Below are 16,399 nucleotides of genomic sequence, written 5' to 3' on the forward strand. Positions count from 1 at the left end.
GCCCCTGATCGCCCCTGATCGTCCCCGATCGACAGGAGCACCAACATGATCAGCACACGTGAGCACGGGCGGAGCGGGCTGGTCCGGCTCGCCGCCACCGCCACGGCGGGCGCGGCGCTGCTGGCCGCCTGCTCGACGACGACCGGCGGCGACGACGACGGCGGCTCCGCCGCGCGCGACGTGACGGTGGCGGGCACCTACCCGATCGAGAGCCTGGACCCGCACGGCGCCCAAGGCGCCTCCACCGGAACGCAGCTGGCCGCCCAGGAGATCTTCACCAGGCTGGTGAAACCCGACCCGGACGGCACCCTCGAAGGCGACCTCGCCGCCTCCTGGAAGCCCAACAAGGACGTCACCGCCTGGACGTTCACGCTGCGCACCGGCGTCACCTTCTCCGACGGCTCCGCGCTCGACGCCGACGACGTGGTCGCGTCCTTCCGGCGGCTGACCGCCCTGAACGGACCCAACGCGGGCAACTTCCCCGGCGCCACGATGACCAGCACCTCACCCACCGAAGTGGTCCTGAGCAGCCCGGCGCCCGACGCGTCCGTCCCCGGCAAACTGGGCACCTTCTACGTCGTCCCGGCGGAAGTCGGCACGGACGACACCGCCTTCTTCAACCATCCCGTCGGCGCGGGCCCGTTCACCGTCGAGGAGTTCACCCCGAGCGAGTCACTGGTCCTGGTGCCCAACAAGAAGTACCGGGGCGGGCCGCCGGCGCCGCGCCGGGTCACGGTACGGAACATCCCCGAGCTGGCGGCCCGGATGACCGCGCTGCGCACGGGCGAGGTGGACGTCGTGTGGGGCATCCCGGACGACCAACTGGCCGCGCTGAAAGGGCAGAAGTCCCTGACGGTGCGGACGGTGCCGAGCAGCGCCGAGTTCACCATGTGGTTCAACTCATCGGTCGCCGCCCTCGAGGACGCGGCCGTGCGCCGGGCGATCTGGCAGGCGATCGACTTCGGGACCATCATCGGCGAGCTGTATCCCGAGACCGGCGAGGCGGCCGACGCACCCGTCACGAGCGTCGTCCTCGGCCATGTGCCGCAGCCGCCCGTACGCCACGACCCGGCGGCCGCCAAGGCCGCGCTCAGCGCCGCCGGCTTCGACTTCTCGAAGAAGCTGCGGCTCCAGTTCGCCAACGCCGAGTTCCGGCCCTTCATCCAGGCCGTCGTCTCCGACCTGCGCGAGATCGGCGTACTGGTGGAACCACTGGAGAAGGAACAGGCCGCCTTCACGGAGGACCTGATCGCGCTCGACTGGGACATCAACTTCCAGCAACTGGCCACCCCCAGCTACGACGCGGCCAGCAACCTCGGCCGCCTCTACACCTGCGCGGCCAAGCGGAACGGCTACTGCAACAAGCAGTTGGACACGCTGCTGGCGGCGGCCGGCGCGACGGCCGACAAGAACCGGCGCACCGACCTCTACGGCCGGGCGAGCCGGATCATCTGGCGGGACGCCGTCGGGATGTTCCCGATGTCGGTGAGCATCGCCTACGCCTGGAACAGCGAGCTGAAGGGCTTCGCCCCCGACGCCAGCGGCCTGCCCGACTTCGCCACCGTACGGACCGGCGCCTGATGGCCCCCGCCGGAGTCGCGCGCGAACGCGGGGCCGGGCGGGCGGCGCCCGCGGCCGACGGGCCGGCCCTGCGGATCGACGGCCTGGTGGTGGAACTGCCGGGCCCGCACGGCCCCCGGGTGCGGGTCCTGGACGGTGTCTCCTTCGACGTGCCGCGGGCCACCACGGTGGGCCTGATCGGCGAGTCGGGCAGCGGGAAGACGATGACCGCCCAGGCGGTCCTGGGCCTGGCCCCCGAGGGCGCCACCCTGGCGGGCCGGCTGCTGTGGCACGGCGAGGACCTGATCACCGCCGGCCCGGCCCGGCTGCGCGCGGTGCGCGGCCGGGAGATCGCGATGATCTTCCAGGACCCGCTCGCCGCGCTCAACCCGACCCAGCGGATCGGCCGTCAGGTCGGCGAGGTGCCACGCCGCGACCGGCTGCCGCGCGCCGAGGTGCACCGCCGGGTCGTCGAACTCCTGGACCGGGCCGGTGTGCCGGAGCCGAGGCGCCGGATGCGCGCCTACCCGCACCAACTCTCCGGGGGACTGCGCCAACGCGCCATGATCGCGATGGCACTGGCTGGAAACCCCGCGCTGCTGCTCGCCGACGAGCCGACCACCGCACTCGACGTCACCGTGCAGTCCCGGATCCTGTCGCTGCTGGCCGGTGTGCAGGCGGCGGACGGCCTCGCGATGCTGCTGATCAGCCATGACCTGCGGGTCGTGTCGCACGTCGCCGAGCAGGTCGTGGTGATGTACGCGGGACGGGTGGGCGAGCGCGGGCCGGCCCGCGCCGTACTGCGGCGGCCCGCACACCCGTACACCGCCGCCCTGGTGCGCAGCGTGCCCGCGGTCCGGACCCGTACCGCACTGGCCGATCCGCTGCCGGGCGCCCCGGCCACCCCGGCGAACCGGCCGGCCGGCTGCGCGTTCCACCCGCGCTGCCCGCTGGCCCGCGACCGGTGCCGCGGTGAGGTGCCCCGGGTGCGGGAGGCGGCACCGGGGCGCTGGAGCGCCTGCCACTTCGCCGAGGAGGTGCTGGGACGGTGAACGCGCGTGAGCGGGACCGCCCCGGCGGGTCCGCGCCGCCCGGCGAGCAGGCCCTCCTCCAGGTGCGCGACCTGCGGGTCTGCTACGAGCGACGGAGCAGGGGCGGCCGGGCGGCGGTGGCCGGGGTCAGCCTGTCGGTGGCGGCGGAGGAGACCCTCGGTCTGGTCGGCGAGTCGGGCTCCGGCAAGACGACGGTGGCCCGGTGCGTGGCCGGGCTGCTGCGGCCCGGCGCCGGGACGATCGCCTTCGAGGGCCGGCCGCTGGGCCGCGCGGGGCGCCGGCCGCCCGAGTTGCAGCGCGCCGTGCAGATGGTGTTCCAGGACCCGAGGTCATCGCTCGATCCGCGGATGACGGTCGCCTCGGTCATCGCCGAGGTCTGGCGCACCCACCCGGTCACCGCACCCGAGGGCGACCGCACCGAGGCACTGCACCGGCTCCTCGCCGGCCTGGGGCTCGACCCCGAGGTGGCGTCGCGGCGCGCGGACGACCTGTCGGGCGGCCAGTGCCAGCGGGTCAGCATCGCCCGAGCGCTGGCGGCCCGGCCCCGGCTGCTGGTGTGCGACGAGGCGGTGTCGGCGCTCGACGTGTCGGTCCAGGCCCAGATCCTGCGGCTGCTGGCCGAACTGCGCGAAAGCCACCGGCTCGCCCTGCTGTTCATCTCGCACGACCTGGGGGTGGTGCACCAGATCGCCGACCGGGTGGCGGTGATGCGCGAGGGCGTGATCGTGGAGCAGGGCCCGGCCGGCGAGGTGCTGAGCGCGCCGCGGCACCCGTACACCCGGGCGCTGCTGGCCGCGGCCCTGGACCTGGACGACCCGGTGCCCGACGAGGGCACCGCCGACGGCGAGGCGGTCGGATGAGCGAGCCGGCACCGGCGGGCTGGAACACCTGGGACGTCCGAACGCACACCGGTATGAGCCGGCTGCCGTGCGGGCCGAAGGTGCGGTTCGGCGTACTCGGCCGCGAGGGCCCGGTGCTCGACGGGTTCACCTGGCGCGACGGACTGGACCGGCTCGGCCCGCACACCGTGGACGGCTCCTACGCCGAGGTGAGCGTCCGCGCGGCGGGCCACCGGCTGCGGCTGGTCCTCGCGGGCGGACCGACCGACGTGCTGCACGTCCGCGCCGAGTGCACGGGCCAGGTCGTGCTGTCCGTGGAAGACGTGGAAGAGGTGGGGGAGGTGGGGGAGGTGGCGGACCTGGGCGATCCGGCCCGCGCCGTACGCGCGGGCGGTCTGCGCTGGGACGTCGCCGCCTCCCGGCCCGCCCGGCGGATCGCGGGCCCGGCGCGGGCGCTGCTGCTCGCGTTCGGTGGTCCCGGCGGTGGTCCCACCGCCGTGGAGCTGCGGATCGGGCCGGCCGGCACGCCGGGCACGGTGGCCGGCACCGGCGGCGTCCTCGCGGCCCGCCGTGCGGCGGCCGACCGGACCCGGCTGCGCTCCGGCGGCTGGCTCGGCGCCGCCGCCGACGCGCTGACCCGGGCCGTCACCTGGAACACCGTCTACGCCCCGGACCTCGGCCGGGTACTCACCCCGACCTCAAGGGACTTCGTCTGCGCCGACCGCAAGGGCTTCTACGGCACCTGGGCGCTGCACGCCTGGGACACCTTCTTCACCGGTCTGGCCGCCTCGGCCGTCGACCGGGACTACGCGCGCGGCATCTTCCAGCAGATCCTGCCGTACGCGGACGAGTCCGGCATGATCCCGAACCGGGTCTCGGACGACGGGGGCGTCACCGCGGACCGTTCGCAGCCGCCGGTCGGCGCGCTGACGGTACATCAGGCGTATCTGGCGGGCGGCCTGTCGGCCGAGACCCGGGACCGGACGCTGCTGGAGACCCTCTTCCCGGCGCTGCTGGCCTGGCACGACTGGTGGCCCCGGGCCCGTCGCGGACCGCACGGCCTGCTCGCCTGGGGCTCCGACCCGGTCCCGGGCGACCCGGCGTCGGCCACCCTGGACCGGGCCAGACGGGAGTCGGGCCTGGACGATTCGCCGATGTACGACGGCGCCCGGTACGACCCGGCGACCCGCACCATGGACCTCGCCGACGTCGGCCTGAACGCGCTGCACATCGCCGACGCCGAGGCGCTGGCGGAGATCGCCGGCCTGCTGGGCGAGCGCGCGACGGCCGGCCGGCTGCGCGCCGAGGCCGCCACCGCCGGGGACCGCGCCGACCGGTTGCTGTGGGACGCCGGGCGCGGTGGCTACCGCAACCTGACATCGGCGGGCAGCCACGATCCGAGCGTCTCGCCGACGATGCTGTACGCGCTGCTCGCCGGGTTGCCGGACGCCGGTCGGGCGGCGTCCATGGCCGCCGCGCTGCTGCGGCCCGAAGTGCTTGGCGGCGACCGGCCGCTGCCCAGCGTGGCCCGCGACGATCCCGGTTTCGCGGCGACGTACTGGCGCGGCCGGATCTGGGCACCGATGGCCTATCTCGCCGTCCGGGGGCTGCGCCGCTACGGACTGACCGGGCTGAGCCGCCCGGTGGTGGCCGACCTGCTGCGGCTCTTTCTCGACGAATGGCGCGAGCACAGCCACGTCCGGGAGAACTACCCGGCCGTCGCGGGCGAGGACCTGACCCGCCTTCAGCACCGGTCGGACGGGCTGATGGCCTGGGGCGGGCTGCTGGCCCACCTCGCCTTCGGGGAGCTGGCCGACGCGCGCGGCGACGGCTGGCGGTTCGCCCACCCCGGCGAACCGGCCGAACTGCTGGGCCTGCCGCTGGGCGAGGGCCGCCTCGACGTCCGGGCGGCCGGCCGGCTCACCGTCCACCTCGACGGCCGGGCCCTGCTGGACATGGCGCCCGGCGTCGTCGTACACGGCTACCTGCGGACCGGCGACCGCGTCACCGGCACCGCCGAGGGCGTCGGCGAACTGCTCGTCACCCCACCGGACGGCGGCCCGCCCGTGCCGGTCGACGTCCGGGGCGGCCCCCGGAGATTCACCCTCGGCCCGGCCGGCGACGGCAACGGCGCCGGCCATGACCCGGACAGCGCGGCAGCCGCGCGGAAGAGGAGCGGCACATGAGCGCGCCCACGGCGGCGGCCACGGACATCCTCGTCGTGGGAGGGGGCCTCGGCGGCGTGGCCGCCGCGCTGGCCGCCCTCGACCGGGGGCGGTCCGTCCTGCTCACCGAGGAGACCGACTGGATCGGCGGCCAGCTCACCAGCCAGGGCGTGCCGCCCGACGAGCACGCCTGGATCGAGCAGTTCGGCGCCACCCGTACCTACCGGGCGCTGCGCGAGGCGATCCGCGCCTACTACCGGACCTGGTACCCGCTCACCGACGAGGCCAGGCGGCGCCGGTACCTCAACCCGGGCGAGGGACGGGTGAGCGCGCTGTGCCACGAACCGAAGGTGGCCGCCGCGGTCCTGGCGGCGATGGCCGCGCCGTACGTGGCGGCCGGCCGGCTGCGCATCCTGTACCGGCACCGTCCGGTCGCCGCCGCCACCGACGGCGACCGGGTGCGGTCCGTGGTCGTCGAAGGCCCGGACGCCACCCGCGTCGAGGTGTCGGCGGCGTACGTCCTGGACGCCACGGAACTCGGCGACCTGCTGCCGCTGACCGGCGCCGAGCACGTGACGGGCTTCGAGTCGCGGCGGGACACCGGGGAGCCGAGCGCGCCCGACGCGGCCCAGCCGGCCAACATGCAGGCGTTCTCCTGGGTGTTCGCCGTCGAGCACCGGGCCGGCGAGGACCACACCGTCGACCGCCCGGCCGGGTACGGCGGCTGGGCCGCCTACCGCCCCGCACAGTGGCCGGGCCGGCTGCTGAGCCTGAGCGCGCCCGACCCGCGGACCCTGCGCACCGTGCCGCGCACCTTCACCCCGAACGCCGACTCCGGGCCGGTCGTCGCCGACCAGCGCCGGGACCCGGGCGACAAGGAACTGTGGGAGTTCCGCCGGGTGGTCTCCAGGAAGCTGTACCGGCCGGGATTCGCCGCGAGCGACGTGACCGTCGTCAACTGGCCCATGATCGACTATCTGCCCGGGCCGCTGATCGGGGTCGACGACAAGGAGCGGGACCGGCATCTGGCCGGCGCCCGCGAGCTGAGCATGAGCATGCTCTACTGGCTCCAGACCGAGGCACCGCGCCCCGACGGCGGCACCGGCTGGCCCGGCCTGCGGCTGCGCGGCGATGTGCTGGGCACGGCCGACGGACTGGCCAAGGCGCCGTACATCCGCGAGTCGCGCCGGATCGTGGCGCGGCGCCGGATCGTCGAACAGGACGTGTCCCTCACCGCGCGCGGCGGGCGCGGCGCGGTGCGCTGCCCGGACACCGTCGGCATCGGGATGTACCGGATCGACCTGCACCCGTCCACCGGCGGCGACACCTACATCGACGTGCCCAGCAGCCCCTTCCAGATCCCGCTGGGCGCCCTGCTGCCGGTGCGGCTGCGCAACCTGCTGCCGGTGTGCAAGAACATCGGCACCACCCACATCACCAACGGCTGCTACCGGCTGCACCCCGTCGAGTGGAACATCGGCGAGGCGGCCGGATCGCTGGCGGCGCACTGCCTCGACCACCGCCTCGACATCGAGCAGGTGTACGAGGACAGCGACCGGCTGAGCACCTTCCAGGACGAACTGGCCCGCGCCGGCGTCGAACTGGCCTGGCCCGAGATCAAGGGGTACTGATGAGCGGCCAGGACGCGAGAACCGACGGCCGGGCGCTGCTGGCCGGAGTGATCGTCCCGCTGGTCACCCCGATGCACCGGCCGGGACAGCCGTCGGCGCGGGCCGCCCGCCCCCTGCTGGCCGCGCTGGCGGCGGCGGGCGCCCGCGGCCTCATGCTCTTCGGCAGCAACGGCGAGGGCCCGCTGCTGCCCACCGCGCTCCTCGGCGAGTTCGCCACCGGGGTGGCCCGGCGCTGGCGCGAACTGACCGGCTCCGGACCGGTGCTGGTCAATGTCACGGCACCCGGAACCGCCGAGGTACTGGAACGGGCGGCGGCCGTCCGGTGCGCCGAGCCGGACGCGCTGGTGCTCGGCCCGCCACTCTACTTCCACCACCGCCACGACGAGATCGTCGCGCACTACGCCGCGCTGGCCGGCCTCGACACCCCCGTCGTCGCCTACCACGCCCCCCGGTACGGCAATCCGCTCACCCCCGCCCTGCTCGACGAACTGACCGCGCTCACCCACCTGGTGGGCCTCAAGGACAGCTCGGGCGACCCCGGGCTGTTCCGGCACGCGCTGGCGGCGGCCCGCCGGCGCGCGGACTTCGGGATCAGCCAGGGCGCGGAACGGCAGGCGCTGGACGCGCTCCGGCTCGGGGCCGACGGTGTGGTGCCGGGGGTGGCCAATCTGGCGCCCGGGACGGCCGTCGAGCTGTTCCGGGCCCACCGCGAGGGGCGGAACGACGCCGCGCGGCGCGCGCAACACGTGCTCGACGAGGTACTCGCGCTGCACACCGTGCGCCCCGGGGTGCCCGCGGTGAAGGCCGTCCTGGCCGACCGCGGCCTGTGCCCGCCGCACGCCGCGGCACCCTTCACCCCGTGCTCCGCCGCGGAACGGCAGGCCCTGCGCGCCCTGCTCGCACCCCTCGACGCACATCTCATACGCGCCTGACCCCCCCGCGTCCTTCCTCCGTGTTCCTTCCTCCGCGTCCCCTTCCTCCGCGTTCCCTTCCTCTCCTCCGTACCGCCCGAAAGGGGTGGCCCGCCATGACCGACAGCAGACCCCGCCGCACCGCCGTGAACCGCAGGTTCTTCGCCCTGGGCGTCCTCGGCGCCTCAGCGGCCGCCACGGTCGGCCCGGCGGCCTTCGGACCCCCGGCCCACGCCGCCGGCCGGTCCTCCGGGCCCGGCCGGCCCGGCCCCTTCTTCCACGAGCAGACGCTCTGGGACTCCGTCGCGGGCCCACTCGTGAACTACCACGTGCACGCGCTCGCCGTGCTGCCCGACGACACCGTGCTGGCCGTGACCGAGGGCCGGCACGAGGTGTGCGACGCCGGACCGCGCGACCTGCTGCTGCGCCGCAGCACCGACGGCGGCCGGACCTGGGAGGCCAGTCGTACCCTGGTCACCTCCGTCGACGGCCGGTCCTGGGGCAACCCGGCGCTGGTGGCGGACCGGGAGACCGGCGAGGTCTTCCTCTTCTACATGCTCTCGCTGCGCCTGCCCGAGAACACCACCTGCTCGGGCGACTCGGGCGACCTCCACCTGATCTCCAGCCGGGACAGCGGCCGGACCTGGGGCGACGTACGCGACCTGGCGGGCCTGTTCGACGGCTTTCCCTACGACTGGGCGCTGCACGGCCCCGGCCCGGGTCACGGACTCCAGCTGCGCTCCGGCCGGCTGCTGCTCAACTGCGCACACCGCCGGGTCATCGTCGGCAACACCGTGGCCGAGCGGTTCTACGGCGTCGCACCGATCTACAGCGACGACCACGGCGCCACCTGGCGGGCCACCGGCGAGGTGCCGGTACAGGTCAAGTACCCCATCAACGAGGCCCGGATGGTGCAGCGCTCCGACGGCAGCGTGCTCGTGAACGGACGGGCCGCCGCGGGCGGGGAAGGGCAACGCATCGTCTCCGTCAGCTCGGACGACGGTCTGACCTGGTCGCAGCCGGCGTTCGACGGCGGCACCGGTTCGTTCAACGCGGTCGACGCCGGGCTGCTGCGCTACACCGGCGGCCCCGGCAGCGGCGGCCCCGGGCGGCTGCTCTTCAGCCGCCCCGACTCGCCCGTCAGGTACAACATGACGGTCTCGGTCAGCTACGACGAGGGCGTCTCCTACCGGTATCACCGGGTCGTCAACGAGAACCGGTCCTTCTACTCCGACCTCGCCCGGCTCTCCGACGGCACCATCGTGCTGCTCTACGGCTGCGACGGTGATCTGGCGAGCGCCCCGCGCCGGGTCAACGTGTGCCGCTTCTCGCTCGACTGGCTCACCCGCGGCCGCGACAGCCTGCGCGGTGGTCCGCGGCTCCGGGAGACCGTCGTCGCCCTGGCCGGAGCGGACCGCGAGATCACCGGGGGAGCCGTGCGGACCGTCCCGGACCCCCTCGCCCGCCGTGGCGAGCGACTGCTCCTCACCCCCGGCCGGGTGGGTGACGCGGTGGCGTTCACCTTCCGGGTCCCGCGCACCGCGGAGTACGAGCTGCTGCTGCGTTACCACCGCACCGCGGACGGCGCACTGGCCACCGTCACCCTGGACGGCAGCGCACTGCCCGCGCACGCGATCGACACCACGGCCCAGTCGGCGGACGGCTTCGACCTGGCCCGGCTCGGCAGCGCCCGGCTGGCGGCCGGCCGGCACACCCTGCGCTGCGCCGTGACGGGACCCGGCCGGGGCGGCGGCACCCGGCTCGGCCTCGACTCGCTCGGCCTGACCGAGGCGCCGGGCCCCGCCGACGTACGCCGGGAGGTGGTGGTGGACAACGACCGGCTGGGCTTCGAGGTGGTCAGCGGCAGCTGGCCGACGACGACGGCGGACCCCGGCTTCTGGGCCGGCAACTACCGGCTGGCGCCCGCCGGTTCGGGACAGCGGGTGGTGCGCTGGCGGCCGGCCGTGCCCCGGGACGGGGTGTACGAGATCCAGACGTCCTGTCCGCCGGCCGCCGGCCGCGCGAGCAACGCCCCGTACACCGTCCGCCGGACGGACGGCACCGACACCGTGCGGATCGACCAGCGGGTCCCCGGAGCCACCGAGCCGCGCGGCGGTACCTGGGTGTCACTCGGTGAGTTCCGGCTGCGGGCCGGTCTCGGCACGTCGGTCGAGCTGACCGACGACGCGGACGGCACGGTGGCCGCCGACGCGATCCGCCTGCTGGGGCCGCGGGACTGAGCGCGCACCGGGGCCGGCGCCGGCCACGGCCCGCTCACCCCACTCACCCCGCCGCACCGCCGCGCCGGCCCGCGCGGCCCTGAGCGTGTGACCGGCACGGCCGCGCTCGGCCCCCGACGGCGTGGCCGGGCGACTGCCCGCTGATCATCTGGGTACCCTCCGCCGCATGGCGGTGGACAGCAGGACCCCGCGGCCGCGCGAGGCGCCGGCGCGGCCCCGGACGAACCGGACCCTCGGCCGGGCCCTGGTGCGGTGGACGACGACCACCGACCACAAGGTCGTCGGCAACCTCTATCTGACGACCGCCTTCTGCTTCTTCCTGTTCGCCGGGCTGCTGGCGATGCTGATGCGGGCCGAACTCGCCCGGCCCGGACTGCAACTGGTCACCAGCCATCAGTACAACCAGCTCTTCACCGTGCACGGCACGATCATGATGCTGCTGTTCGCGACCCCGCTGTTCGCCGGCTTCGCCGACGCGATCATGCCGCTCCAGATCGGCGCCCCCGACGTCGCCTTCCCCCGGCTCAACGCCCTGTCGTACTGGCTGTACCTGTTCGGCGGGCTGATGGTGGTCGGCGGATTCCTGACCCCCGGCGGGGCGGCGGCCTTCGGCTGGTTCGCCTACGCGCCGCTGAACGGGCCCGTCTTCAGCCCCGGCACCGGCGGCGACCTGTGGACCATGGGCCTGGTGCTGTCCGGGGTGTCGACCACCCTCGGCGCGGTCAACTTCATCACCACGATCCTGTGTCTGCGCGCCCCCGGCATGACGATGTTCCGGATGCCGATCTTCACCTGGAACGTGCTGTTCACCTCCATCCTGGTGCTGCCCGCCTTCCCCGTGCTGACCATGCTCTCCGCCGTGGTCTGGGCCCACCACATGTTCGCCACCGGCGCCGTGCTGCTGCCGTTCTTCTCCCTGATGTCCTTCCTGATCGCGGTGCCCACCGGGGTGAAGTTCTTCAACTGGATCGGCACCATGACCAAGGGCTCCCTGTCCTTCGAGACCCCGATGCTGTGGTCCTGCGGCTTCCTGGTGACCTTCCTGCTCGGCGGCCTCAGCGGCGTCCTCATCGCCTCCCCGCCGCTCGACTTCCACCTCACCGACTCCTACTTCATCGTCGCCCACCTGCACTACGTGCTGTTCGGCACCGTCGTCTTCGCCATGTTCGGCGGCTTCTACTTCTGGTGGCCCAAGCTCACCGGCCGGATGCTCGACGAACGCCTCGGCAGGATGCACTTCTGGACACTGTTCGTCGGCTTCCAGACCACCTTCCTGGTCCAGCACTGGCTCGGCGAACAGGGCATGCCCCGCCGCTACGCCGACTACCTCGCCGCCGACGGCTTCACCCTGCTCAACACCATCAGCTCGCTCGGCGCCTTCCTGCTCGGCCTGTCCACCCTGCCGTTCCTCTACAACGTGTGGCACACCCGCCGGCACGGCCGCGTCGCCCACCAGGACGACCCCTGGGGCTACGGGCGCTCCCTGGAGTGGGCCACCTCCAGCCCACCGCCGCGGCACAACTTCCACGCCCTGCCCCGGATCCGCTCCGAGTCCCCGGCGTTCGACCTGCACCATCCCGACATCAGCCGCCACGACCAGAGGCACACCCAGTGAAGACCGAGTCCCGGCTGTTCACCGGGGTGGCGGCGTTCTTCGCGGTCAGCGCGGCCGGCTACGGCTGGTTCGCCGCCGAACCGGCCGGTACCGCCGTGCTCGCCGTCGCCTTCCTGATGGCCGCGCTCGTCGCGTTCTTCTGCCGGGTCCAGTACCGCAGGCACGGTCTCAGGGCGCAGGACCACCGGGACGCCGAGGTCCGCGACACCGCCGGACCGCTGGACTTCTTCTCCCCGCACAGCCCCTGGCCGGTGATCGTCGCGCTGGGCGCCGTCCTGGTCGCCCTCGGCATCGTCTACGGCCTGTGGCTGGTCCTGCTGGGCTTCGGCGTCCTCGCCCCCGGGGTGGCCGGCCTGGTCTTCCAGTACGCGCGGCGCGAGGGTCAGCGGGCCGGCGAGTCGTCGGACGGCTCGGGCTCCGGCGCCGGCTCCGGCATGTCGACCCGGTCCTCGTAGTACCAGGAATTCAAGGACGACCGCAGCCGCCCCGCCCGCCCCCCGGCCGCCTTCGGTGCCGGCGGCTCGGGCAGCTCCCGGCCGTGCCGCAGCACGTACCGCCGCTCCTCGTCCAGCGGCGCGCGCCGCTCGGCGTAACCGCCCGCCACGGTCTGCCGCACCTCGCCGGTCTCCGCGCCCTGCGCCAGCCGCTCCCGGTCCGCCTCCTGAAGGGCCAGGCAGACCCGCTTGGCCAGCATGAACGCCACCGGTGGCAGAACCACCAGCGCCACCCGGAACACCCAGGTCAGCAGGTTGAGCGAGACGTCGAAGGTGTCCGCGAGGACGTCATTGCCGCCGGCCGCCGTCAGCACCGCGTAGAACACGATCGCGGCCACCCCCAGCCCTGTGCGCACCGGCTTGTCCCGGGGCCGGTCGGCCAGATGGTGCTCCGCCCGGTCCCCCGTCACCCACCGCTCGAAGAACGGATAGCAGTACAGCACCGCGAACAGCAGCCCCGGCAGCACCAGCGCGGGCAGCAGCACGTTCCACATCACCGTGTGCCCGGCCACCGCCGTCTCCCACGGCGGCACCAGCCGGAGCGCGCCCTCCAGGAAGCCGACGTACCAGTCCGGCTGCGACCCGGTGGACACGAGGTCGGCGCGGTAGGGGCCGTACACCCACACCGGGTTGATCTGCGCCACCCCCGCGAGCAGCGTCAGCACCCCGAAGACCAGGAAGAACAGGCCCGCCGAACTCGCCGCGAACCGCGGGAACATGGGCTTGCCCACGACATTGCGCTCGGTACGGCCCCGGCCCGCCCACTGGGTGTGCTTGAGGTGGAAGACCAGGATCAGATGGGCCGACACCAGCGCCAGCAGCAGGCCGGGCAGCAGCAGGATGTGCACCGGGTACAGCCGGGGGACGAAGTCGTGCCCGGGGAACTCGCCGCCGAACACGAACATGCTCACGTACGTCCCCACCACCGGTACCGACAGCATGATTCCCTGCGCGATCCGGAGGCCGGTCCCCGACAGCAGGTCGTCCGGGAGCGAGTAGCCGGCGAACCCCTCGGCCAGGGCCAGCAGGAACAGCGTCACGCCGATCACCCAGTTGGCCTCGCGCGGACGGCGGAACGCGCCGGTGAAGAACACCCGCAGCAGATGCACCCCGATCGCCGCCAGGAACACCAGCGCCGCCCAGTGGTGCAACTGCCGGATCAGCAGCCCGCCGCGCACCTCGAAGCTGATGTCCAGTGTCGAGCGGAACGCCTGCGACATCCGCACCCCGAGCAGCGGCCGGTAGGACCCGGTGTAGGCGCTCTCGGTCATCGACGGATCGAAGAACAGGGTCAGCCACACCCCGGTCAGCAGCAGCACCACGAACGAGTACAGGGCGAGTTCGCCCAGCAGGAACGACCAGTGGTCCGGGAACGCCTTGCGCAGCAGCCGCCCGCCCTCGAACACCGGCAGCCGCGCGTCCGCCCGGTCGGCGAGCCCCTCACCCACGCGACGGGCCCGCGCACCGGCGCGGGCCCTTCTCCTCTTCAGCAGCACGGATCATGGGTTCCCGGCCGTCCGCACCGGAAACTGCGACCGTCGGCCGCGGTCACCCGTCGGCCGCGCAAGCCGCCGCGCGCTCAGTGACCGCCGCCCGGCCCACCGCTGCCGAACGAACCGCTGCTGCCCTCGTCCCAGCGGCGCCGTGGCTGCCCCGGGTCCGAGCGGCTGCTCTGCTGATGGAGGTCGTGCGGCAGGATCCGCTCGTCACCGCGCGGCATCTCGTCCGCCGACCGGGTCTCCTGGGTCTCCCGGACCGGTCCGCCCGCGGGCATCCGCGGCTGCTCGTCGGGGGTCGGCGGCGGCGACTCGCGACGCTTGACGCGGATGCCGACCGCGAAGGCGCCGATCAGCAGCGCCACGACCACGAAAGCCGCCACGATCAGCCCGACGCTCATGGCGCCATTGGTCGCGGCCATCTCCATCCATGCGCTAGTCATGAGCGGCGAGTACCCCCGGTCCCCGCCACGAACCTCTCGGCCCGCTCAGTTCCCTCGCGTCAGTCCGTCCGCGCGGATCGCGTCTGCGAACGGTTCGCCTTGCGGATCGCGCCGAGCAGTTCCTGCTTCGACATCCGGGACCGCCCCTCGACGCCGAGCCGCTTGGCGACGTCGTACAGATGCTGCTTGGTGGCCTTCTCGTCGACTCCCTCGCCACTGCGCCCGCCCTGCCCCCGGGGCCGGCCCGACTGCGGGTCGGAAGGGCCCTTGCGGCCGCCCTCCTTGCGCTCCCAGTGGTCACCGACCTTCTCGTAGGTGTGCTTCAGCGCGCCGTACGCCACCCGGTGCGCCCGCTCGCCCTCGCCGTACTCCCGCACCGCGGAGTCGTGCGCCTTGATCCAGGTGCGCTGGGCCTGGCGCGGAGACCGCTCCAGGGTCGACGGCAGTTCCTGTCGTCCCGGCATGTCGTGCACCTCCGTTCCTCGTCGCTTCCGGAGGGTGCCCGGGTGCCCGGGGCAGACGGCGGAAAACCGCCCGGAGCCCTTGGCGGCACCGGGCCCGGCGGGTTTGGCGCGGACCTCGGCGGCAACCCGCCCGGTGTGACTTCCACGACTTCCACGACATCGACGACCTCGCAGCAGGAGCTGTTCCAGTTCCTCGAGGACCGCTTCGCATGTGCACAGGCATGCACGGAATGTGCCCGGGTGTGCGCGCTGCGGGCGAGCCTCGTGGACCCGGACGGCACGGAGAACCAGGAACTCGTCCGCCGCAAGGGCATCATGTGCGCCGAGGTCTGCGACGCCACCTGCCGGGTGCTGTCCGAGCAGACCCAGGTGGACGAGGAGGCGATACGTGTCCAGCTGGAGTGGTGCCGGCAGGTGTGCCTGGAGAGCGCGCAGGTCTTCGACCGGCAGCCGGGCGCCGAGGACAGCGCCGCGGCCTGCCGGGACTGCGCCAAGGCGTGCGGCACGTTCCTCGACACGCTGCACTGACGCGCGCGGTGGCACCGCCGCCCGGACCGGTCTGGGAACGGCCGGGGTACGGCGTTAGCCTCCCGCCATGACCGCCAACGCGACGAACGACTCGGTACGGGGCGATCCGGGGCTGTTCGGGCCCGGCTCGGTGACCTGGCAGGCACACGGCGACCCGATGATGTGGATCGCCGGCGTCCGCGCCCTGTGGCTCCAGGCACTGCACCCGCGGGCCGTGCGCGGCGTGCTCCAGAACTCCGACTTCCGGCGCGACGCCTGGGGGCGCCTGCTGCGCACCGCCGGCTTCGTCGGCACCACCACCTACGGCGACACCGCGGCCGCCGAACGGGCCGGCGCCCGGGTCCGCGGCATCCACCGCAGGCTCGGCGCCACCGACCCCGACACCGGCGAGCGCTACGGCGTCGACGAACCCGCGCTGCTGCGCTGGGTGCACTGCGCCGAGGTCGGCTCCTACCTGCACGTCCTGCGCCGCTCCGGATTCCCGCTCACCGACCGGGCGGCCGACCGCTACCTCGCCGAGCACCGCACCAGCGCCCGCCTGGTCGGCCTCGACCCCGCCACCGTGCCCGCCGACCGGGCGGCACTGGCCGCCTACTTCGCGGAGGTACGGCCCGAACTGGCGGCCGGCCCCGAGGCCCACGAGGTGGACGACTTCCTGCGCCGCCCGCCGGTCCACCCGCTGCTCACCCCGGCCCGGCGGCTGCTGTGGCACCGGGTGGCGCACCTGGCCTACGCCTCCCTGCCGCCGTACGCCCACGAGCTGTACGGCAGGCCCGCGCCCGACCCGGACACGGTCACCCGCCACCTGCGGCGCACCGGCACCGTCCTGCGCTCGGTGCCCGCCCGGCTGCGCTGGCAGCTGCCGCCGAAGCACATCCTGTCCGCCATGCAGCGCCTCGGACCGGGGGCGCGTCCGGCCCCGTACAAAGTCGGCGCATAGACCGCCATACTGGACCGGCCA

General features: G+C 74.0%; 14 protein-coding genes. 11 read left to right on the forward strand and 3 right to left on the reverse strand.

The genetic code is table 11. From position 1 onward, the window contains the following. Positions 1–45 precede the first annotated feature (45 nt). The 9 genes from ACTT8P_RS02275 to ctaF all read left to right on the forward strand — a co-directional run bounded on the left by ACTT8P_RS02275 (position 46) and on the right by ctaF (position 12,468). Complete coding sequence (locus ACTT8P_RS02275; RefSeq protein ID WP_442829788.1) at positions 46–1,581, forward strand: ABC transporter substrate-binding protein; 1,536 nt, start codon at positions 46–48, stop codon at positions 1,579–1,581. Further along, on the forward strand, positions 1,581–2,612 hold the full coding sequence (locus ACTT8P_RS02280; RefSeq protein WP_442829789.1) for an ABC transporter ATP-binding protein: 1,032 nt from the start codon (positions 1,581–1,583) through the stop codon (positions 2,610–2,612). Before ACTT8P_RS02275 ends, ACTT8P_RS02280 begins: the two co-directional genes overlap by 1 nt. Further along, complete coding sequence (locus tag ACTT8P_RS02285) at positions 2,609–3,472, forward strand: ABC transporter ATP-binding protein (RefSeq protein WP_442829790.1); 864 nt, start codon at positions 2,609–2,611, stop codon at positions 3,470–3,472. The genes ACTT8P_RS02280 and ACTT8P_RS02285 overlap by 4 nt, the downstream gene beginning before the upstream one ends. Continuing rightward, positions 3,469–5,637 carry an amylo-alpha-1,6-glucosidase gene (locus ACTT8P_RS02290; protein WP_442829791.1) on the forward strand — a complete coding sequence of 723 codons (2,169 nt, stop codon included), beginning with the start codon at positions 3,469–3,471 and terminating at the stop codon, positions 5,635–5,637. The genes ACTT8P_RS02285 and ACTT8P_RS02290 overlap by 4 nt, the downstream gene beginning before the upstream one ends. Further along, on the forward strand, positions 5,634–7,247 hold the full coding sequence (locus ACTT8P_RS02295; protein ID WP_442829792.1) for an FAD-dependent oxidoreductase: 1,614 nt from the start codon (positions 5,634–5,636) through the stop codon (positions 7,245–7,247). Before ACTT8P_RS02290 ends, ACTT8P_RS02295 begins: the two co-directional genes overlap by 4 nt. Then, on the forward strand, positions 7,247–8,179 hold the full coding sequence (locus ACTT8P_RS02300; RefSeq protein ID WP_442829793.1) for a dihydrodipicolinate synthase family protein: 933 nt from the start codon (positions 7,247–7,249) through the stop codon (positions 8,177–8,179). The genes ACTT8P_RS02295 and ACTT8P_RS02300 overlap by 1 nt, the downstream gene beginning before the upstream one ends. A gap of 95 nt (positions 8,180–8,274) precedes the next feature. Further along, a complete protein-coding gene (locus ACTT8P_RS02305; protein WP_442829794.1) occupies positions 8,275–10,398 on the forward strand; it encodes a golvesin C-terminal-like domain-containing protein in 2,124 nt (707 codons plus the stop codon). 166 nt (positions 10,399–10,564) lie between these two features. Next, positions 10,565–12,013, forward strand: a complete 1,449-nt coding sequence (locus ACTT8P_RS02310; protein ID WP_442829795.1) for a cytochrome c oxidase subunit I — start codon at positions 10,565–10,567, stop codon at positions 12,011–12,013. Beyond that, positions 12,010–12,468 (forward strand): aa3-type cytochrome oxidase subunit IV, encoded by a 459-nt coding sequence (ctaF, locus tag ACTT8P_RS02315; protein ID WP_442829796.1) that lies wholly within the window; start codon positions 12,010–12,012, stop codon positions 12,466–12,468. Before ACTT8P_RS02310 ends, ctaF begins: the two co-directional genes overlap by 4 nt. On the opposite strand, the gene qcrB is transcribed toward ctaF, so the two are convergent. From qcrB to ACTT8P_RS02330, 3 genes are all read right to left on the reverse strand, one after another. Beyond that, positions 12,396–14,003 (reverse strand): cytochrome bc1 complex cytochrome b subunit, encoded by a 1,608-nt coding sequence (gene qcrB / locus ACTT8P_RS02320; protein WP_442829797.1) that lies wholly within the window; start codon positions 14,001–14,003, stop codon positions 12,396–12,398. The two genes, ctaF and qcrB, sit on opposite strands and share 73 nt — an antisense overlap. Positions 14,004–14,086: 83 nt before the next feature. Then, positions 14,087–14,446: a DUF6479 family protein gene (locus tag ACTT8P_RS02325; RefSeq protein ID WP_442829798.1), complete on the reverse strand. Its 360-nt coding sequence runs from the start codon at positions 14,444–14,446 to the stop codon at positions 14,087–14,089. 59 nt (positions 14,447–14,505) lie between these two features. Beyond that, the gene (locus ACTT8P_RS02330; RefSeq protein ID WP_442829799.1) at positions 14,506–14,910 is read right to left on the reverse strand and encodes a ChaB family protein; all 405 of its coding nucleotides are present in this window, start codon (positions 14,908–14,910) and stop codon (positions 14,506–14,508) included. Between the two features lie 135 nt (positions 14,911–15,045). On the opposite strand from ACTT8P_RS02330, the gene ACTT8P_RS02335 reads away from it, so the two are divergent. Both ACTT8P_RS02335 and ACTT8P_RS02340 read left to right on the forward strand, forming a co-directional pair. Then, complete coding sequence (locus ACTT8P_RS02335; protein WP_442829800.1) at positions 15,046–15,438, forward strand: ferredoxin; 393 nt, start codon at positions 15,046–15,048, stop codon at positions 15,436–15,438. A gap of 67 nt (positions 15,439–15,505) precedes the next feature. After that, positions 15,506–16,378 (forward strand): oxygenase MpaB family protein, encoded by an 873-nt coding sequence (locus tag ACTT8P_RS02340; protein WP_442829801.1) that lies wholly within the window; start codon positions 15,506–15,508, stop codon positions 16,376–16,378. Positions 16,379–16,399: the final 21 nt, after the last annotated feature.

Source organism: Streptomyces sp. JW3 (genome assembly GCF_052216785.1).
Taxonomy (GTDB): Bacteria; Actinomycetota; Actinomycetes; order Streptomycetales; family Streptomycetaceae; genus Streptomyces.